Annotated in this window: 19 protein-coding genes; 9 read left to right on the top strand and 10 right to left on the bottom strand. The window is 70.9% G+C overall.

All coding sequences use genetic code 11. The features are described from left to right. The first annotated feature begins 14 nt into the window (after nucleotides 1-14). A complete protein-coding gene (locus BM066_RS12500) occupies nucleotides 15-740 on the top strand; it encodes an ATP12 family chaperone protein (RefSeq protein WP_089928364.1) in 726 nt (241 codons plus the stop codon). A 129-nt stretch (nucleotides 741-869) separates the two neighbouring features. Further along, complete coding sequence (locus BM066_RS12495) at nucleotides 870-2,402, top strand: acyl-CoA carboxylase subunit beta (RefSeq protein ID WP_089928362.1); 1,533 nt, start codon at nucleotides 870-872, stop codon at nucleotides 2,400-2,402. A gap of 7 nt (nucleotides 2,403-2,409) precedes the next feature. Here BM066_RS12495 and BM066_RS12490 read toward each other — a convergent pair whose 3' ends face one another. The 4 genes from BM066_RS12490 to BM066_RS12475 form a co-directional block, all read right to left on the bottom strand. Continuing rightward, on the bottom strand, nucleotides 2,410-2,907 hold the full coding sequence (locus BM066_RS12490; protein WP_089928359.1) for a DUF2199 domain-containing protein: 498 nt from the start codon (nucleotides 2,905-2,907) through the stop codon (nucleotides 2,410-2,412). Between the two features lie 25 nt (nucleotides 2,908-2,932). Continuing rightward, on the bottom strand, nucleotides 2,933-4,498 hold the full coding sequence (locus BM066_RS12485; RefSeq protein ID WP_089928356.1) for a hypothetical protein: 1,566 nt from the start codon (nucleotides 4,496-4,498) through the stop codon (nucleotides 2,933-2,935). Nucleotides 4,499-4,505: 7 nt separating this feature from the next. Then, complete coding sequence (locus BM066_RS12480; RefSeq protein ID WP_089928353.1) at nucleotides 4,506-5,828, bottom strand: hypothetical protein; 1,323 nt, start codon at nucleotides 5,826-5,828, stop codon at nucleotides 4,506-4,508. Nucleotides 5,829-5,920: 92 nt separating this feature from the next. Further along, nucleotides 5,921-6,763, bottom strand: coding sequence for an RsiV family protein (locus tag BM066_RS12475; RefSeq protein WP_089928457.1), 843 nt, complete (start codon nucleotides 6,761-6,763; stop codon nucleotides 5,921-5,923). Nucleotides 6,764-6,895: 132 nt separating this feature from the next. Here BM066_RS12475 and BM066_RS12470 point away from each other — a divergent pair, with 132 nt between their 5' ends. The 6 genes from BM066_RS12470 (at nucleotide 6,896) to BM066_RS12445 (ending at nucleotide 11,533) form a co-directional block, all read left to right on the top strand. Then, nucleotides 6,896-7,390: a hypothetical protein gene (locus BM066_RS12470; RefSeq protein WP_143093723.1), complete on the top strand. Its 495-nt coding sequence runs from the start codon at nucleotides 6,896-6,898 to the stop codon at nucleotides 7,388-7,390. A 96-nt stretch (nucleotides 7,391-7,486) separates the two neighbouring features. Further along, nucleotides 7,487-8,380 (top strand): polyprenyl synthetase family protein, encoded by an 894-nt coding sequence (locus BM066_RS12465; protein ID WP_089928347.1) that lies wholly within the window; start codon nucleotides 7,487-7,489, stop codon nucleotides 8,378-8,380. Then, nucleotides 8,377-9,348 (top strand): ABC transporter ATP-binding protein, encoded by a 972-nt coding sequence (locus tag BM066_RS12460; RefSeq protein ID WP_089928344.1) that lies wholly within the window; start codon nucleotides 8,377-8,379, stop codon nucleotides 9,346-9,348. Before BM066_RS12465 ends, BM066_RS12460 begins: the two co-directional genes overlap by 4 nt. Beyond that, on the top strand, nucleotides 9,348-10,547 hold the full coding sequence (locus BM066_RS12455; RefSeq protein ID WP_089928335.1) for an ABC transporter permease: 1,200 nt from the start codon (nucleotides 9,348-9,350) through the stop codon (nucleotides 10,545-10,547). Before BM066_RS12460 ends, BM066_RS12455 begins: the two co-directional genes overlap by 1 nt. Before the next feature lie 11 nt (nucleotides 10,548-10,558). Continuing rightward, entirely contained in the window at nucleotides 10,559-11,041 is a 483-nt protein-coding gene (locus tag BM066_RS12450; protein ID WP_089928309.1) for a sterol desaturase family protein, read from the top strand. A 33-nt stretch (nucleotides 11,042-11,074) separates the two neighbouring features. Further along, nucleotides 11,075-11,533 (top strand): hypothetical protein, encoded by a 459-nt coding sequence (locus BM066_RS12445; RefSeq protein ID WP_089928306.1) that lies wholly within the window; start codon nucleotides 11,075-11,077, stop codon nucleotides 11,531-11,533. 148 nt (nucleotides 11,534-11,681) lie between these two features. On the opposite strand, the gene BM066_RS12440 is transcribed toward BM066_RS12445, so the two are convergent. The 3 genes from BM066_RS12440 to crtY are packed head-to-tail and all read right to left on the bottom strand — an operon-like array spanning nucleotide 11,682 to nucleotide 15,294. Next, the gene (locus BM066_RS12440; RefSeq protein WP_089928302.1) at nucleotides 11,682-12,617 is read right to left on the bottom strand and encodes a phytoene/squalene synthase family protein; all 936 of its coding nucleotides are present in this window, start codon (nucleotides 12,615-12,617) and stop codon (nucleotides 11,682-11,684) included. Beyond that, entirely contained in the window at nucleotides 12,614-14,110 is a 1,497-nt protein-coding gene (locus BM066_RS12435; protein ID WP_089928298.1) for a phytoene desaturase, read from the bottom strand. Before BM066_RS12435 ends, BM066_RS12440 begins: the two co-directional genes overlap by 4 nt. Next, nucleotides 14,107-15,294, bottom strand: coding sequence for a lycopene beta-cyclase CrtY (gene crtY / locus BM066_RS12430; RefSeq protein ID WP_089928296.1), 1,188 nt, complete (start codon nucleotides 15,292-15,294; stop codon nucleotides 14,107-14,109). The genes BM066_RS12435 and crtY overlap by 4 nt, the downstream gene beginning before the upstream one ends. A 109-nt stretch (nucleotides 15,295-15,403) precedes the next feature. Between crtY and folD the strand changes: the two genes are divergently transcribed. Continuing rightward, nucleotides 15,404-16,282, top strand: coding sequence for a bifunctional methylenetetrahydrofolate dehydrogenase/methenyltetrahydrofolate cyclohydrolase FolD (gene folD / locus BM066_RS12425; protein WP_089928293.1), 879 nt, complete (start codon nucleotides 15,404-15,406; stop codon nucleotides 16,280-16,282). Nucleotides 16,283-16,376: 94 nt separating this feature from the next. Here folD and BM066_RS12420 read toward each other — a convergent pair whose 3' ends face one another. The 3 genes from BM066_RS12420 to BM066_RS12410 all read right to left on the bottom strand — a co-directional run bounded on the left by BM066_RS12420 (nucleotide 16,377) and on the right by BM066_RS12410 (nucleotide 19,056). Further along, the gene (locus BM066_RS12420) at nucleotides 16,377-16,859 is read right to left on the bottom strand and encodes an Hpt domain-containing protein (RefSeq protein ID WP_089928289.1); all 483 of its coding nucleotides are present in this window, start codon (nucleotides 16,857-16,859) and stop codon (nucleotides 16,377-16,379) included. Nucleotides 16,860-16,979: 120 nt separating this feature from the next. Beyond that, the gene (locus BM066_RS12415) at nucleotides 16,980-17,762 is read right to left on the bottom strand and encodes an NAD kinase (RefSeq protein ID WP_089928286.1); all 783 of its coding nucleotides are present in this window, start codon (nucleotides 17,760-17,762) and stop codon (nucleotides 16,980-16,982) included. Between the two features lie 205 nt (nucleotides 17,763-17,967). Further along, nucleotides 17,968-19,056, bottom strand: a complete 1,089-nt coding sequence (locus BM066_RS12410) for a DUF2336 domain-containing protein (RefSeq protein WP_089928453.1) — start codon at nucleotides 19,054-19,056, stop codon at nucleotides 17,968-17,970. Nucleotides 19,057-19,165: the final 109 nt, after the last annotated feature.

The raw sequence follows: 19,165 nt of genomic DNA, 5'->3' as shown, positions 1-19,165 counted from the left end.
AAAGAAGTCTCGCCTTGGCCGACAAGCCCGACCTGCTGCAACGTCCCCGCCGCTTCTACAAGGCCGCCACGGCGGGGCCGGCGGACGGCGGTTTCGCCGTGCTGCTGGACGGCCGCACGCCCAAGTCGCCGGCCAAGTCGCCGCTGGCGCTGCCGACCCTGGCCCTGGCCCAGCTGGTCGCCGCCGAATGGGAGGCCCAGGTCGAGGTGATCGACTCGACGGCCATGCCCGCCACCCGCCTGGCCTTCACCGCCATCGACCGGATCCGCGAGACCCGGGCCGAGGTGGCCGCCGAGGTCGCGGCCTATGCCGGCTCGGACCTGCTCTGCTACTGGGCCGACCATCCCACGCCGCTGGTCGAGCGCCAGAAGCGCGACTGGGGCGCCATGCTGGACTGGGCCCGGGCCGAGCTGGATGTTCACCTGACGCCCGCGTCCGGCGTGATTCACACGGCCCAGCCGCCGGCCGCCCTGGCCAGCGTCGAGGGCCTGGCCCTGACGATGGACGACTTCACCCTGGCCGGCGTGGCCTATGGCGCGGGCCTGTTCGGCTCGACCGTCCTGGCCCTAGCGCTGCGGGCGGGCAAGGTCACCGGCCGCAAGGCCCTGGACCTGTCGCGGCTGGAGGAGATCTTCCAGGCGCAGACCTGGGGCCAGGACGCCGAGGCGGCCGCCCGCGCCGAGGCCCTGGCGGTCGAGGCGGAGGTGTTGGAGCGCTGGTTCGCCGCGCTGCGCCGCTGAGGCCGCGGCCGAACGAGGATCATGGCCGCGCTGCCCCAGGGTACGCCTTGCCACGGAAAGCTCGCGCCATTAGGGCTCGGCCCATAAGGTGGAAAAACCGCCCAGGTGAGAGAGCAGGGGAGCGTCCGCGTGCAGCATATTCTCGAGGAACTCGACCGTCGTCGTGAGCAGGCCCGGGCCGGCGGCGGCGAGGCGCGGGTGGCCGCCCAGCACGCCAAGGGCAAGCTGACGGCGCGCGAGCGGATCGACCTGCTGCTCGACGAAGGCTCGTTCGAGGAGTTCGACATGTTCGTCGAGCACCGCGGCGTCGAGTTCGGCATGGCCGAGCAGAAGGTGCCCGGCGACGGCGTCGTCACCGGCTGGGGCACGATCAACGGCAAGGTCGTCTACGTCTTCTCCAAGGATTTCACGGTGTTCGGCGGCAGCCTGTCGGGCGCCCACGCGGCCAAGATCGTCAAGGTCCAGCGCCAGGCCATGAAGGTCGGCGCGCCGATCATCGGCCTGTTCGACGCCGGCGGGGCGAGGATCCAGGAGGGCGTCGACAGCCTGGCGGGCTACGCCGACATCTTCCTGGAAAACGTCATGGCCTCGGGCGTGGTGCCGCAGATCAGCGTGATCATGGGCCCCTGCGCCGGCGGCGACGTCTACAGCCCCGCCATGACCGACTTCATCTTCATGGTGAAGGACACCAGCTACATGTTCGTGACCGGCCCGGACGTGGTCCGGACCGTCACCAACGAGGTGGTCACCGCCGAGGAGCTGGGCGGGGCGCGGGTGCACGCGTCCAAGTCGGGCGTGGCCGAGGGGGCGTTCGAGAACGACCTGGAGGCCCTGACCCAGGTGCGCCGCCTGATCGACTTCCTGCCCTCGTCCAACCGCGAGACCGCGCCCGAGCGCGAGAGCTTCGACGAGGCCTACCGCGCCGAGCCCAGCCTCGACAGCCTGATCCCCAGCGATCCGGGCAAGCCCTACGACATGAAGGAACTGATCCTGAAGATCGTCGACGAGGCCGATTTCTTCGAGATCTCAAGCGAGTGGGCCAAGAACATCGTCTGCGGCTTCGCCCGCATGGACGGGGAAAGCGTCGGCGTCGTCGCCAACCAGCCGCAGGTGCTGGCGGGCGTGCTGGACATCGACTCCAGCCGCAAGGCCGCCCGCTTCGTGCGGTTCTGCGACGCTTTCAACATCCCGATCATCACGCTCGTGGACGTGCCGGGCTTCATGCCGGGCACCAAGCAGGAGTACGGCGGCCTGATCAAGCACGGCGCCAAGCTGTTGTTCGCCTATGCCGAGGCCACGGTGCCGAAGATCACCCTGATCACCCGTAAGGCCTATGGCGGGGCCTATGACGTGATGAGCTCCAAGCACCTGCGCGGCGACTTCAACTACGCCTGGCCCACCGCCGAGATCGCGGTCATGGGCGCCAAGGGGGCTGTGGAGATCATCTTCCGCCAGGAGGCCAAGGATCCGCAGGCCCTGGCCGCTCGCGAGGCCGAGTACAAGGACCGCTTCGCCAACCCGTTCGTGGCCGCCTCCAGGGGCTATATCGACGACGTAATCATGCCCCACGGCACCCGCCGCCGCATCGTCCGGGCGCTGAAGAGCCTGAAGGGCAAGGAACTGTCGAACCCCTGGAAGAAGCACGACAACATTCCGCTCTAGAGGGCGGCTAGAGCGCGCCTCGCGCGTGCAGATAGTCGATGGCTTCCCGCAGCGTGACCCCTTCCTGCTGTTGCAGGACAAGCGGGTGGTCGGCTTCGTGGAACCTGATCAGCGGACGTTTGCGATTGTCCTGGGGCAGCACGTCGCAGGCCAGGCTCAAGGTGTCGGGATAGCCGCCGAGCCGATTGGCGAACCATCCGAACATCGGACCGAGCTTCGATTGGTCGGTGTCGTCGAACGTGTCGTAGTAGCGGCGGAAATTCTCGGCGCTGAGCGTGCTCCAGACCCCAAACTCGAAGACCTCGGTTTCGGAGTCCGTGATCGGAATTTGCAATACGCAGCGAATGAAGTAGTGCTCGTCGCGGAAGCTGCAGAAATCGTCGCTCAGGCGGAAGTCCTGTTCGCGTTCCTGCTCGCTGGCGGTCGCCCAGAGATCGGGCGCGCGACAGGCCCAGACCGGAAGGTCCTCGTGGGCGACGCCGCACTGACTGCAGACATATGACATTGCGGTTGAAACTCCTGACGATCGTCTAGTAGACGACCTCGGCCTCGGTGCGGAGCGGCCTGAGCGCTTCCGCCCGAGCCGTGTCACCGGCCCGCCGTACGCCGATCGCGCCGTCCATGGTCCTGACCGTCACCACCCCGTCCGCCCCCGGCGCGACGCGCAGGGCGCGCAACAGCTGCGGGCCTTCGCCCCAGTCCAGGCGGACCTCCAGCATCAGCGAGCCTTGCTCGCTCCAGCCGGCGAAGACGTAGGAAAGGGTCATCGGCGGCAGGTCGATCGGGCCGCGCTCGACGTCCAGGGCGTTGGTGGTGCGGCTGCCGTAGAACCACGACAGGTTGACGCTCATCATTGCCGTCTGGGCCTCGACCCAGTTGGCCTGGGTGGCGCTCTGCGGCAGGCAGGCGGCGGCCCAACGGGTGGGCGACTTGCCCTTCGGCTTGTCGTCCTGGCGCGGGGCGCACCAGACCAGGCCCGTCGTCCCGGCGCCGGCCATCGGCACGCCGTAGAGGGGCTGGCCGACCGGCAGGGCCTTGTCGAAGAACCAGCCCTTGCCGCGCACCTCCTGCCTGAGCACGCCGGTCACGCCGTGGCGCACGCCCACCGTGAAGAACGGCTGGCCCTTGGCGACGTCGCCGGCGACGACGACCGGGGCCGCGCCGGCCGCGACCAGCGGCTTCAGGGACAGCTCGGGCGCGGGCGGGACGACGGCCCGGTCGACCTTGGGAGGCGGCGCGGCCGACAGGTCGGCCAGGCCCGACAGCACGGGCTGGGGCAGGGACGCGGGCGGCAGGCGGCCCTCGACCCTGTAGCGCAGCGCGCCCGGCGTCGCGCCGGTCGAGGCCGTCACCTTCAGCGGACCCAGGTCGAAGGATCCGCCGCCGAGGGGAGCGGTCGCGCCGCCCTGGCAATAGGCGCCGGCCACGAACCAGCGGGTGTCGCCACCGGCCTGCAGGGCGCGGGCGAAGCGGGCGGGCTTCTTCACCCCGTCGCCGTCGCACCACTGGAAACCCAGGAGCAGGGTCGGATGTTCGTCGGGCCGGGCCTCGCGCCAGGTCGCCTTGCCGGCCAGGGTGCGGGGCGAGCCGACTACGTTGAAGCCGGCCGCGGCGAAATAGTAGGCCGAAAGCCCGGCCCAGCCCTGGTCGAAGGCGCCGGTCCCCTTGGTGTCGGTCAGGCACTCGAACGAACCGCGGCTGGTCCACTTGGTGTTGGCCCGCAGGTCGCACCAGACGACCAGCCCGGCTTGGCTGGCCACCTCGACCCGGGCCAGGGGCGTGCCGGCCGGGATCTCGCGGAAGCGGCCCTGGACCGGGCTGGTCAGCACGCGGGCCTGATCGACCCGCAGCACATGCTGGGCGATCACCCCGTCCCGGGACACCTCGCCCTCGACGGCGGTCGGCGCCGCGTCGGTCAGGGACATCGGCATCCGCGCGGTCTCGCCCGCCGCGCCGTACGAATAGACGGCCGGCGGCGAGCCATAGATTAGCGGCTGGTATCGGTAGCTGGAGGCGGCGACCGCGCTGGCCGCGCCGGTCAGCGACACCAGGCCGGCGATCGCCCAGGGCGACCGCCGGCGCGGGATCGGAGCCATGGCCGACCTAGGACGCGGCCGGCGCGGCGGCAGGAGCCGTCGGCGCGATCGGAGCCGAGGTCGGCGTGATGGCGGCCGCCGGCGCGGCGTCGACCGGCGGCGTCGAGGCCGGGACGGCCGCTTCGGGCGCCGGGGCGACCCCCGCCGAGGCCGTGGGGATCGGCTGGGCCTTGGAGCCCAGGGCGTAGCCTTCGGCGAACGGCCGGCCAGCGGTCTCAAGCGCGTACATGTAGGCGCCTTGGCATTGGCCAGTGGAGCCGTTGACGTAGGACGCCGGCCGCATCTTCTCGCCTAGGCCCGAAAGGGCCGGGAAGACGGCGCGATAGGGCTCCAGGGTCATTTCCGGGCCGATGGTGTTGGTCGCCGAGGCGGGGTCGAACGCGCCGGCATAGACCACCTCGCCGGCGGCGACCTCGAACGAGGGCGCGCCCAGGCACAGGCTGACCGTGAACAGGCCGGCGCTGAGGCGAGCGATCTTCCAGCGGCCGGGGGGCACGGCGAACACCAGGGTCGTGCCCTGGGCGCCGCCGGCCGTGGCCGTGGCCTTGACCGGCTGGGCGGCCGTGAAGCCGCCCGGACGGCCGTCGGCCCAGGCCGGCGTCTTGGCGTCGGGACCTTCGCGCTCGAAGCCCACCGACAGCGCGCCCGTGCCCTGGAGGTTGACGACGATCAGCGCCGAATTGGCCGGGATCTCGCCCAGCTGCTCGGCCTTCAGCGGCGCGGGCGGGCGGGCGCTCTTGGCCAGCTTGGGGGCTGGGGCCGGCTTTTCCTTGGTCGGCTTGTCGCTCTCGGGCGGGTCGCCCATGGCCTCGACGCTGAGCGCCGACTTGATGGTGTTGCGGGCGGGAGAGAACATGCCGGCGGTCTGGGCGGCGGCGGCGTCGTTGGCGAACACCCGCACGACCGTGCCCTCCGGCTCGGCGGCGCTGATCAGCGGCGTCATCCGGGCGGCCTTGGCGGCGGTGTCCAGCTTGCTGGCGGCCTCGCCGGCCACGGGGTCCAGGGCCACGACGCGCCAGCCCTTGACCACCATGCAATTCTCGACGTTCACCGGCCGGGCCTTGGCGTCGTTCATCGCCATCACGATGGCCTTGCCGATCGCCGCCCCGATGGCGCCGGCCAGGCCGGGCGCATAGACGGGCGGACTGGTGTCGGGCTGGTGCAGGCGGGCGGCCTTGACCTTGCAGTCGCGGACGTCGGCGTCATGGACGGCGACCTGGGCGCCGGGCTTGTTGAAATAGGTGTAGCCGTCCGACGACTTGGCCAGGTCGCTCGCGCACACCGGCGTCGCCGCCGCGGCCAGGGCCGCGGCGAGATAGAACTTACGCATGGAATCCCCCGATCAAAACGGGACCAGATTGCACTGGTTTGTGACAAGCGCAACCTTAAGTCGGGCGAGCGCGCGGGGAGGCGCGCCCGAAGTTACTTCAGGTCCATCCGCACGCTGAGCGTCCCGTCCGGATTGCCCGGCGACTTCGGGGCGTCGCCGAACGCGCCGGCATAGGCCGGGGCCAGCAGAGCCTGGAACGCCGAGAGGGGAACGACGACCTCGTAGTCGCCCTCGGAATAGGGACCGACCACGTAGGGATCGATCAGTACCGTCAGCCCGCCGATCTTGCCCGGGACGGTCGACGGGGCCGGGACCAGCACGGTCTGGCTCCACTTGGGGCAGGCGAACATGGCGTTGAGGGGCGCGGCGCCCTCGCGATGAGTCTTGGCCTGGGCCACCGCGTCGCAGATCGCCTTGTCCAGGGCGGACATGTCGGCGTCCGGGCGGAACAGGGCCTTGGGCTGGATCTCGCGGTCGGCGGCGCTGTCCCAGATCAGGCTCGCGCCGCCGTGATTGGGGTGCGCCCCGCCGGTGTCCTCGAACCACAGGGCGCGCAGGGCCGTCAGCGGCGCGGCGTCGGCGGCCAGGAACCATTGGCTCTGGCGATTGTAGGGCCGCCAGGGGAACTTGCCGTCAGAGGCCTTGTGGTCGGCCTGGGCCTTGGCGGCGAAGGCCTTCAGGCCCGCCGTCTCGCGGTCGTAGAGCAGGGCGTGCAGGGCGGGATGGTTGGCGATCTCGGCCGGCAGGCGCAGGGCGACCTTGGCCGCGTCGTCGGACTGGTCGAAGGTCAGGGGGCGCGCCATCGGCGCTGGGGCGGCGGCCACAGGAGCAGCGGCGGGCGGCGTTTTCGGCGGCGGGGCGGCCTTGCGCTCGCAGGCGCCCAGCACGGCGACCAGGCCGAGGACGGCGAGGGGAATGGATTTCGTGGACAGCATGGGCATCACTCCTGAACGCCGCCCCGGCCGGCGGGCTCCACCCTGCCTTGCGTCGCCGGACCCGTCCATGGGGCGCTTTCCGGACGCCGCGAACGTGGTTAGATCAGCGAAGGGCTGACAAGGGGACAGGGCATGGGGCGTCGGGGATCGTGGCTGTTGCTGGCGGCCAGCGCCGCGGTGCTGGGCGCGTGCTCGACCACCGCGCCACCAGCGGGGCCGGCGGCGCCCGCCGGGATGAAGTGGAACGCCTTCACCACGCCCGACAAGGAGCAGCGGCTGGCCTACGGCCTGCCCGACAGCGACGTGGTGGGGATCATCTTCTCGTGCCGGCGCAAGGCGGCCGCCGTGGACTTCCACACCAACCTGGTCGGCGGCAAGCCTGGAGCGGGGACGGTGCGGTTCCGGTCGGGCAAGGCCCAGGGCCGCTACGCCGCCAGGCTGACCCCATCCGAGATCTCCGACGGCCTGGATGCGATCGGCCAGATCCCGCTGGCCGACTCGGTGCTGGCCGCCTTCGAGAAGACCGGCCTGATCAGCCAGGTCGAGGACAAGGCCTATCCCCAGGACGCCCGCACCCCGGCCGAACGGGCCGACATCAGGCGCTTCTTCGGCTTCTGCCGGGGCTGACCGGCGCTTTCCGACCTTTCGGTTGACGCCCGACGGGAGCGCCCGTCAAATGCCCTCCGCCCGCGTCGGGGCGGACAGCAGGTCACGACCCGCGAGATGGACGACCAGGCCGCCTTTCTCCAGAGAGTCGAGACCCTGCGCGCCGGGGTGGACCGGCGGCTGGCCGAGCTGGCGCCGCCCATGGGCTCGGCGCCCGACCGCCTGGTCGAGGCCGTGCGCTACGCGTTGCTGGCCCCCGGGAAGCGTTTCCGCCCCATGGTGACCCTGCTGGCCGCCGCCGAGCTGGGCGCGCCCGAGGGGGCGGCGCTGGACGTGGGCTGTGCGTTCGAGATGATCCATGCCGCCTCGCTGATCCTGGATGACCTGCCGTCGATGGACGACGCGGGGCTGCGTCGCGGCTTGCCGACCATCCACCGCGCCTTCGACGAGGCCACGGCGATCCTGGCCGGGGTCGGGCTGCTGAACCAGGCCTATGCGGTGATCGCCGCCGACCAGGGCCTGCCGGCGCCGCTACGCGCCGAGCTGGCCGGCCGCGCGGCCCAGGCCGTGGGCTTTTCGGGCCTGATCGCCGGCCAGGCCCGCGACTTGTTCGATCGCGACCATCTGCGCGATCCGGCCGTCCTGGACCGGCTCAATCACGAGAAGACCGGGGTGCTGATCATCGCCGCGGCCCAGGGCGGGGCGATGGTCGCCGGCGCCGCCGAGGCGGCGGTCGAGGCGATGGGCGCCTTCGCCCGCCATATCGGCCTGGCCTTCCAGATCCGCGACGACCTGATCGACGCCGAGGGCTCGACCGAGGCCGCCGGCAAGGACGTGGGCAAGGACGCGGCCATGGCCACGGTGGTCTCGACCCTGGGTCCGGCCGGAGCCCGCCAGGTCATGGACGAGCATCTGGCCAAGGCCGCCGACGCCTTGACCCAGGCCGGCTGCGGCGATCTGTTGGGCCGCTACGTCGGCGAGCTGTTCGCCCGGCGCAAGGCGGCGGCGTGACCGCCGAGCCCCTTTCGCCGGAGCCCATCGCCGCCCTGCCCATCGTGACGGTCAGCGGCGCGGTCCACGCCTATGGCGGCCAGCCGGTGCTGCGCGGCGTCGACCTGGCGCTGCGCCCCGGCGAGATCTACGCCCTGCTGGGGCCGAACGGCGCCGGCAAGACCACCTTGATCCGCGTCCTCTGCGGCCGCATCCGGCCCGACGGCGGCGCGGTGCTGCTGAACGGCCGCGATCCCGCCCGGGTCCCGGCCGCCCGCGCGGGGCTGGGCCTGGTGCCCCAGGAGATCGCCCTCTATCCGAACCTGACGGTGGCCGAGAACGTCGAGACCTTCGCGGTCCTGGCCGACGTGCCGCGCGCCGGCCTGCCGTCGGCCGTGGCTCGCGCCTTGGCGCTGACCCGCACGACGGATCGCGCCCACGTGCCGGTCAAGCACCTGTCGGGCGGCTACCGGCGTCGGGCCAACATCGCCGCCGCCATCGTCCACGAGCCCAGCCTGCTGATCCTCGATGAGCCCACGGTCGGGGTCGACCTGGACGCCCGCGAGGCCGTGGACGCGGTGATCCGCGGCCTGCGCGACCTGGGCGTGGCGGTGCTGATGACCACCCACGACCTGGACCAGGCCGGCGCCCTGGCCGACCGGGTCGGCTTTCTGCGCGAGGGGGAGCTGGTGCTGGAGGGACGGCCCAGGGCCCTGATCGCCGAGGCGTTCGGCGAGCGGATGGAGATCCAGGTCCACCTGGCCGAGGAGGTCGACGCCGCCGGCCAGGACCGCCTGGCCGCCGAGGGGCTGGAGCCCACGGGGCGGGCGACGGTCTGGACGCGGCTGGACGCCGACGGCTACGCGGCGGCGGGGCGGCTGGACCAGCGCCTGCGCGAAGCGGGGCTGGCCCCGCGCGAGATCCGGGTGCGCGAGCCGTCCCTGGCCCATCTGTTCACCCTGGTGGCCGACCGGAAGCTGGCGGCGTGATGCGATCGGTCTGGAAGATCGCCGCCATGATGCGAGTGATGGCGCTGGATCTCTGGCGCGACCGCGGCGCCCTGCTGATGACCTTCCTGCTGCCGCCGCTGGTGTTCCTGATCTTCTCCTCGGTGTTCGCCGGGACGACGGGCGACGACATCCAGCTGAAGCTGGCGGTGGCCGACACGGCCCATACCCCGGATTCCGGCCGGCTGGCCGCGGCCTTGGCCCGCTCGCCCGAGGTCCGCGCCGAGACCGCGCCGACGGCCGATGCGGTGCGGCGGCGGGTCAAGGCGGGACAGGCCGACGCCGGCCTGGTGATCCGCGCCGATCCCGCCTCGGCCGACAAGCCGTTCCTGATCATCGCCGACCCCAGCCGCGCCGTGGCCGCGCCCCTGGCCCAAGCCCGGGTGCAGCAGGTGCTGGCCAACGCCCTGCCGGACGTCACCCTGCGCCGCACGATCACCCAGCTGGAGCCCGCCCTGGGCGGCTTCACCGACGAGCAGGTCGAGAACGCCGACAGCGCCGCGGCCCTGATGCGCCAGGATCCGACCCACGACGACGGCGGCTTCTTCGAGCGCGAGGCGGTCAAGGACGCCAAGGTCGGCGGCGGGGTGATCGCCTACTACGCCGGAGCGGTGATGATCCTGTTCGCCCTGTTCTCGGCCATGCAGGGGGCGCTGGGCCTGATGGACGAGCGCAGCACCGGCGTGGCCGACCGCCTGCTGGCCGGCACGGCGGGCATGGGACCGGTGGTCAGCGGCAAGTTCCTGTTCCTGGTCGGGCAGGGGACGGTCCAGGCGCTGCTGATCTTCGCCACCGCCCAGGGCGTCTACGGCGTGGCGGCGGCGCAGCACGCGGTCCTGTGGCTGCCGACCACCCTGGCGGCCTCGGCCTGCGCGGCCGGCGTCGCCCTGGGGCTGGTGTCGGTGTGCCGCACGCGCGAGCAGGCCCAGATGCTGTCGACCTTCGTGATCCTGGTCCTGGCGGCGGTCGGCGGCAGCATGGTGCCGCGCTTCCTGATGCCGCCCTGGCTGCAGTCGGTGGGCTGGCTGACGCCGCACGCCTGGGCCATCGAGGCCTATCAGGCGATCCTCTGGCGCGACGCCGGGATCGGGGCGGTGTATAAGGCCTGGTGCGTGCTGACCGCCGCCGGCCTGGCCGGCCTGGTCCTGGCGCATGTGTTGGCGCGCCGGCTTCGGCGGTAAACGGGACGACGATGGCGACCCTTGGTCTGCACCTGGCCCTGTTCCTGGCGGCCCTGGCCTTCATGGAGGGCTTCGCCTGGGTCATGCACCGCTACGTGATGCACGGCTGGCTGTGGGCCTGGCACCGCTCGCATCACGAGCCGCGCACCGGACCGTTCGAACTCAACGACCTATTCGCGGTGGTGTTCGCCGCGCCGGCCATCGCGGCGATCTATTTCGGGGTGCACGGCGTGCCCTGGCTGTTGCCGGTCGGCCTGGGGGTCACGGCCTATGGCGCGATCTATTTCGTGTTCCACGACGGCATGGTGCACCAGCGCTTCAAGGTTCCGCTGGGCCGGTCGCGCTACTGGAAGCAGCTGATCCAGGCCCACCGGATCCACCACGCGGTGCACACCAAGCACGGGGCGGTGTCGTTCGGCTTCCTACTGGCCCGGCCGGTGCGCGAACTGAAGGCGAAACTGCGGGAGCGGGGCGTCGACGGCGCGCTGCTGTAACAACAACCAGACCGTCGGCCAGGGGAGGCTGGAATGACAGGGGTGAACACGATCAGCGGGGCGCCGACCAGGACCCCATGGCACCTGTGGCTGGTGGGCGTCGTCGCCGTGCTGTTCAACGCCATCGGCGTCTTCGATTTCGTGATGAGCATGACCCAGGGCGCGGCCTACATGAAGAGCGCGGGCATGACGCCGGAGCAGATCGCCCACTACCAGCAGATGCCGGCCTGGATGACGATCGACTGGGCGATCGGGGTGTTCGGCGCGTTGCTGGGCTCGGTGCTGATCCTGCTGCGCCACAAGCTGGCCTGGCCGGTCCTGGCCGTCTCGCTGGCCGCCTTCCTGCTCAGCCTGGCCTACACCTATGTGCTGACCGACGGGGGCAAGATCATGGGTCAGTCGATGGCGATCATGAGCGCGGTCATCGCGGGGCTGCTGGCGTTCTTCATCGGGTACGCTTGGTGGATGACGCGGCGAGGGGTGCTGCGATAGGGGGCGAGCGGCGAACGCTTGCCCCCTACTGGCCTTCGGCCGTCTTCCCCCATAGGGGGAAGAGCCTGATACGCGAAGGCTCCGCCCCCTATGGGGGCGGACAGGCGGCGAAGCCGCCAGGTGGGGGCAAGTCAGTGCGCCTGGGCGTTCAGATCCTCGACCACATCGCCGGCCGCTCCGGCGCCTTCCCCCAACGGTCCAGCGTCGCCGAGCGCAGCGCCACGACGCCGCCTTCCAGCGCGCGCCAGGCCTTCATCCGGCCGCTGACCACGACCCGTTCGTCCCAGGCGCTAGCCCCCGCCTTCACGACGTCCAGCCCGATCTGGCGGTAGACCCCGCGCGCCGCGCCGATCGCCCAGGCGCAGCGGACCGGCAGGTCGCGCAGGCCCCAGCGGGCCGAGGCGTAGTAGGGTTCGGCGGCGTCGACCAGGCGTTTCGCGAGCACGGCCACGGCGGCCCGGTGAGCCGGATCGGCGACGGCGATGGCGTCCGGCGGCACGCCCAGCTCGGCCAGCCAGTCGCCGGGTACGTAGACGCGGCCGTTGCGGGCGTCCTCGACGACGTCGCGGGCGATGTTGGTCAGTTGGAAGGCCAGGCCCAGGTCCTGGGCGCGGCGCAGGGTGGCCAGGGCGTCGGGCTTCACGCCCATGACCAGGGCCATCATCGTGCCCACCACCCCGGCCACGCCCCAGCAGTAGTCCAGCAGGTCATCGAGCGTGGCGTAGCGCCGCCCGGCCACGTCCATGGCGAAGCCGTCGATCATGTCCAGGGCGTAGCGCTCGGGAATGGCCCGGCGCAGAGCCACGGTCTGGAAGGCGGCGAACACCGGGTCGGTCGGCCTCTCGCCGGCCATGGCCGCGCGGGTCTGGGCGTACAGCGCCTCCAGCCGGGCCGGGGCGTCGGCCACTGGGCTCATGCCATGGCCCAGGGTCTGGCCGTCGATCACGTCGTCGCAGTGGCGGCACCAGGCGTACAGCATCTCGGCGTCGGCCCGGGTCTGGGCGTCGAACAGGGCGGCGGCGGCGGCGAAGCTCTTGCTGCCCTTCTGGATCGCCTCGCGACTTTGCGCTTCGAGGTCGCTCATGCCGGGACGTAGTCGTCGATCATCAGCCCCGCCGTCGCCTTGGCCGAGCTGACCACGCCCGGAATGCCCGCGCCCGGATGCGTGCCGGCCCCGACGAAATAGAGGTTGGGGATCACGTCGTCGCGGTTGTGGGTGCGGAAGAAGGCGCTCTGGGTCAGGATCGGCTCCAGCGAGAAGGCCGCGCCCTTCCAGGCGTTCAGGTCGGCCACGAAGTCGTCCGGGGTGATGAAGCGGCTGGTGACCAGATCCGCCGAAAGCCCCGGAATGTAGTGCTTTTCCAGATAGGCCAGGATCTTGTCGCGGTATTTCGGCCCTTCCACCGACCAGTCGATGTTCGCGGTCTTCAGGTTGGGCACCGGCGACAGGGCGTAGAAGGCCGAGCAGCCCTCGGGCGCCATGGCCGGGTCGCTGGCGGTCGGGTGGTGCAGGTACAGCGAGAAGTCGTCGGCCAGGCCGTCCTTGCCGTAGATCTCGCCGATCAGCTCGCGATAGCGATTGCCGAAGCAGATGGTGTGGTGGCGGATCTCGGGGTGGGGGGTCTTCAGCCCGAAATAGACCACGAACAGCGAGGGGCTCCAGCGCTTGGCCTCCAGGGCCTTGCCGACCTTGGCGCCCCTGGGATCGTCGGCGAGAAGCTCGCGATAGGTGTGCATGACGTCGGCGTTGGAGGCGACGGTGTCGAAAGCCTCGAACTGGTCGTCGGCGCGGATCACGCCGGTGACGCGGCCGGCCTTGGTGGTGATCTTCCGGATCGGCTGGCCCAGGTGGATCTTGCCGCCCAGGTCCTCGAACAGTCTCACCAGCGCCCGGATCAGGGCGTGGGTGCCGCCGCGCGGGAACCAGACGCCGCCGCGCCGCTCCAGGGCGTGGATAAGGGCGTAGATCGACGAGGTGGCGAACGGGCTGCCGCCGACCAGCAGGCTGTGGAACGACAGCGCCTGGCGCACGTGCTCGTCCTTCACGAAGCCTGAGACCTTGTCATAGACGCTGCGCCAGGCCTGCAGCTTCATCAGGGCGGGGGCGCTGGCGACCATGCTGCCGAAGTCGAGGAACGGCACGGCGCCCAGCTCGACATAGCCCTTCTGGTAGAGCTCCTCCGAATAGGCGTGGAAGCGGCGATAGCCCTCGACGTCGGCCGGGTTGCGGGCGGCGATCTGGCGGTCCAGCCCGGCCTGGTCGTTGACGTAGTCGAAGACGTCGCCGTCTTCCCAGACCAGGCGGTAGAACGGATCGACCGGCAGCAGCTCGACATAGTCCTCGATCCCGCGGCCCGAGAGCGCGAACAGCTCCTTCAGGCAGTCGGGATCGGTGACGACGGTCGGGCCGGCGTCGAAGGTGAAGCCCTGGTCGTGCCAGACATAGGCCCGGCCGCCCGGCTTCTCGCGCCCCTCGAAGACGGTGACGTCGAAGCCCGAGGACTGCAGGCGGATCGCCAGGGCCAGGCCGCCGAAGCCCGCGCCGATCACCGCCGCCTTGGGTTTGCTCTGCGTCATGCGTCTTGTCCTCCGAACACCGAGCTTTCGTCGATGCACTTGATGGCCGCCGAGATCGGCACGGGCGGCTTGCCGATCAGGATCCGCGTCTTGTCCCAACGGGTCAGCCGCGCGGCGTAGAAGCGCTGGATCAGGCCCGGCGACAGCCGGTAGAACCGCTCCAGCACCTTGTAGCGGTCCTGTGGCGCGCAGGCGCGGAACAGCATGCGGTTCAGCAGGCGCAGGAAGCGCCGCCGCCGCCAGACCGTCTTGGACTGGGCCTCGACGCTGGCGCGGACGCTGGCGCTGGTGATGCGGGGCAGGGCGGCGATGGTCTCGGCCAGGCGGGCGGCGTCGGGCAGGGAATAGCCGGTGGTCGGCTGGAACAGGGCCGCGCGCAGCCCCACCTCGGCGACGTGCGGCCGCGCCTCGCGCCAATAGGCGTCGATGTCGCCGCCCAGGGCGATGGGCAGGACGCCTTCCTCCTCGCGCTCGACCTGGGCGATGGTCCAGCCCTGGGCCTGGGCGTAGGCGGCGATGGCGCGGCGCAGGGCGGGCCGGTCCAGGGCCGGGCCGTCGCTGTAGCGGGTGTCCTCGATCAAGAGGCGCGTGGCGTCCAGCGGCAGGACGTAGACGAAGCGGTAGCCGTCCTCCTGCGAGACCGTGGCGTCCATGATGATCGGCCGGGTCAAGCCGTGGGGCGCGGACAGCCGCACGCCCTGGCCGACGAACTTCTGGTAGCCCAGGGCCAGGCTGCGGCTCTTGCGCGGACCGCGGCCGTCGATCACCGCGCCAGCGGCGATGGTCCGGCCGTCGGCCAGGGTCACCTGGTGCGGATTGACGTCCGACACCGTGGCCGACAGCCAGGCGTCGGGGCCGAGGGCGGCGCCGACCACCTGGTGCAGGCGCTGGGAGGTGATGGCCAGATAGTCGGTCGACAGCTGTCGTCGGTGGCCCGGAAAGCGGACCTCGTAGCCCGACCAGCGATGGACGATCAGCGGCCGCAGCCAGCCGGCCTCGACCACGTCGACATCGGTGGCGAAGTGGCACCAGGTGTGCTCGCCGCCTAGGGTCGGACCCTGTTCCAGCAGGATCACGCGCAGCCGCGGCCACAGGCTTTTCAGCCGCAGGGCGATCAGGCCGTTGGCCAGGCCGCCGCCCACCAGGACGACGTCGGCGCGTTGGGTCGGGAGCGCGGAGACCATGCTCCGGCTCTAGCATGATTGGGCGAAGCTCAAGCGACTTCTGACGCGCGTCCGGACATATTGCGCGCGAACGGGGGAGGGGCTAGGCACGCGCCAACAGGAGACGTCCATGTCGCAAGCCAGAATCATCGACGGCAAGGCCTTCGCGGCCCAGCTTCGCGAGCAGGTCGCCGCCGACGTCGCCAACCTGAAGGCGCAGCACGGCCTGACGCCGGGCCTGGCGGTGGTGCTGGTCGGCGAGGACCCCGCCAGCCAGGTCTACGTGCGCAGCAAGGGCGAGCAGACCCTGGCCGCCGGCATGCATTCGGAAACCCACCGCCTGCCGGCCGAGACCAGCCAGGCCGAACTCTTGTCGTTGGTCGAGCGGCTGAACGACGATCCGGCCATCCACGGCGTGCTGGTGCAGTTCCCGGTGCCCGACCACATGAGCCAGGCGGCCATCGTCGCGGCGATCTCGCCCGACAAGGACGTCGACGGCCTGACCGTGACCAACGCCGGGCGCCTGGCCAGCGGCCTGCCGGCCCTGACCGCCTGCACCCCGGCCGGCTGCATGGTGCTGCTGAAGGACGTTGTCGGCGACCTGCGCGGCAAGCGCGCGGTGGTGGTCGGCCGCTCCAACCTGATGGGCAAGCCGATGGCCCAGCTGCTGCTGGCCGCCGACTGCACCGTCACCATCGCCCATTCGCGCACCCAGGACCTGGCCGCCGTCTGCCGCGAAGCCGACATCCTGGTGGCGGCCGTCGGTCGCCCTCAGATGGTCAAGGGCGACTGGATCAAGCCGGGCGCGACGGTCATCGACGTCGGCATCAACCGCATCCCCAAGGAAGACGGCAAGACGCGCCTGGTCGGCGACGTCGACTTCGAGGCGGCGAAAGAGGTGGCCGGCGCCATCACCCCGGTGCCGGGCGGCGTCGGGCCGATGACCATCGCCATGCTGCTGGCCAACACCGTCAGCGCCGCCAAGCGCCTGAACGGGATCGCGGAGTAGGGCGGGAGCCTCGCGGGGCGCGAAGATCCCTCCAGGCGCAAAGAAAAAGCCCCGGCGTGACCGGGGCTTGTCGGAATCTTCGAGGCGGGGCCGGTCAGCCCGCCAGGTACTCGGTCACACGGCCTTCCAGCTCGGCCGCCAAGACCTTGCCCACCGGGTGGGTGTCGACCTTGATGTCGTCGCGCACACAGGCCTTGATGGCGTCGATGTGGGCGTCGACCAGGAACATCGGGGCCGAGAGGCGGGTCGCCGGATCGTCGATCAGCTTGCACAGCGAGCCGGCCAGGCGGGTGATCAGCGGGAATTCGTAGGTGGTTCCCAGGCCCTTCAGGTCGTGGGCGCGCAGGTAGAGGGTCTCGACCGTCTGGGCGGTCAGGCCCTGGGCGCGGACGTCCTGGCGGGCGGCCTCCAGCTTGACGATCTCGTCGTTGAGCCACTGGGCGAAGTTGCCCGACAGGCTTTTCAGGGCGGCTTCGGCCTTGGCGATGGCCGCCATGTCGATACCGCCTCGTCCGCCAACCTTGAGCTTGAGCATGTTCGGCACCTGAATCACTTCCGCGGCGGACTTGTTGGTCACGGACGCTTCTCCCTGGGCATTGGTCTGGAATATAGGGTCAAGGCGTTAACATTAGATGAGACGCCCATTTCTATCTGACCAATGGACAGGGAGTGCCCTGACCAATAATCCTTCGTGTTGTCAGGCCGAGAATTGCTCCGTCAGAACCCGCTCCTCTAGGCTTCGACCCGCGTCGAAGAGCATGGAAAGGCTGGCGCTGCTGTCCTCGGCGATGTGAACCTCGACGACGTCGCGAACCTCGAAATTGTCGGCCACGGCGCTTACTGGTCTCTTATCGCATTCCAGGATCTCGAACGTCACCCTAGCTGTCTGCGGCAAAAGCGCGCCACGCCAGCGCCGCGGACGGAAGGCGCTGATCGGGGTGAGGGCCAGGACCTGGGCGCCGATCGGGATGATCGGGCCGTGGGCCGACAGGTTGTAGGCCGTCGAGCCGGCCGGGGTGGCCAGCAGGGCGCCGTCGCAGACCAGCTCGCCCATCCGCACCTTGCCGTCGATGCTGATGCGCAGCTTGGCGGTCTGGCGGGTCTGGCGCAGCAGCGACACCTCGTTGATGGCCAGGGCCCGGTGCTGCTTGCGGTTGGCGTCGATGGCGACCATGGCCAGGGGATGGATCACGGCCCGTTCGGCGGCGTTGATCCGCTCCAGCAGGCCGTCCTCGCTGTATTCGTTCATCAGGAAGCCGACCGAGCCGCGGTTCATGCCGTAGATCGGCGTCTGGCGCTGCAGGGTGTCGTGCAGGGTCTCCAGCATGAAGCCGTCGCCGCCCAGCGCCACGATCACCTGGGCGTTTTCGTCGCCGACGTCGCCGTAGCGCGCGATCAGCCGCTCGCGCGCCTCCTGCGCCTCGGGGCGGTCACTGGCCTTGAAGGTCAGGCGAGTCACGAAGGGCAGGGGCTGGAACATGCCGCCAAGTGGCTGGATCGGCGTGGGGTTGTCAAACCTGGGCTTGGGGGCGCTTTGCGTGAGCTGTTCCCGGACAAGCCCGGCAGAGCCGGGCGCAGATCCGGGATCGCCGGAAGCGCCGCGTTCACGCGTCGGTCCCGGATCTTCGCGCCGCGCGCTTCGTCCGGGATGACAACGAAATTGGGAAGGATCGAAGAACGGCCGCTCAGGCCGCGCTGACCGCCTGGCGGAAGGCCATGGCCGCGATGTCCGGCGCGAAGGGACCGAAGGCGCCGCTGGCCCGGCGGGCGGCCTCGGCCCCGCCGCCGGGGCGGCCGCCGTTCAGCTCGCGCACATGGGCCAGGATGGTCGGGAAGACGCTGCGGTCGATGCCCACGGCCGAGCAGGCCAGGGCCAGCAGTTCGGGGCGGTTGCTGTCGACCGCCCGCCGCACCTGGCGGACGTCGAAGCGGCCCAGCCGGGCCAGGGCGAACAGGAACAGCGGCAGGCGGCGCTCGCGCAGCACCCGCAGCAGGTAGCCGGGCCGCAGCTGGCCGGCGGCGTCCAGCTTCTCGACCAGGGCCGCCTCCATCTCCTCGCGGTCCTCGGACTGCTCGACGGCGGGCTGGTCGGCGACCACGGTCGCGCCGGAATGGGCGCCGCGCAGGGCGGTCTCGACGGCCGCGGCCATCTTGTCGGGATCCAGCTGGAAGCGGGCGGTCAGGCTGTCGCGCAGGGCGCGGCCGACCCACAGGTACAGCTGTTCGGCCAGGTCGCCGGAGAGGTTGGGGTGCCGGGCCAGGGGCGAACGCAGGGCGACGACCTCGCGGGCCTTGTCGACCAGGCGGCGCAGGCCCTCGGGCGAGATCTGGGCGGTCGGGTTGGAGGCCAGGGCGGTCAGCACGGCCGACTCGTCCTTGGCCAGGATGGCCTCGACCACGGCCGGCGACAGCTGCGGCCGGCGAGCGATCTCGATCTGGTGCTCCAGCGTGGCCTGGACCAGCAGGCGGATCAGGTCGTGGTCCTGCAGGATCGGGCTGCGGGCGATGATCGGGCGGGCGATCTCGATCTCGTCCAGGGCCAGGATGTTGATCAGGGCCGGCGGGGCCCAGGCGGCGTCGGCCAGGCTCTCGGCCAGGCGGGCGCGGATGTCGCGCTCGGCCTCGACCACCAGGGTCATGAAGATCGAGTCGAGCAGGATCTGGACCTCGGGCGCGGCGGGGCGGCCCTGGGCCTGGCCGGCGTCGCACATCTCCACGATGCCGGCGAGCAGACGCTCGCGATCGGCCGGCTCGCGGCTGCGGGCCAGGGACAAGAGCTGCGCGGTCTGGGCGGACTGGCTCACCAGCCTCCTCGAAATCCAAGCTTTACCAAGACGGACCTTGGCGGCGTCAGATGAAAACATGCTTAAACAGGGGAATCCA

The organism is Caulobacter sp. UNC279MFTsu5.1, from assembly GCF_900114015.1.
In the GTDB taxonomy this organism is placed as follows: domain Bacteria; phylum Pseudomonadota; class Alphaproteobacteria; order Caulobacterales; family Caulobacteraceae; genus Caulobacter.
This window is presented reverse-complemented; position numbering and strand designations above follow the sequence as displayed.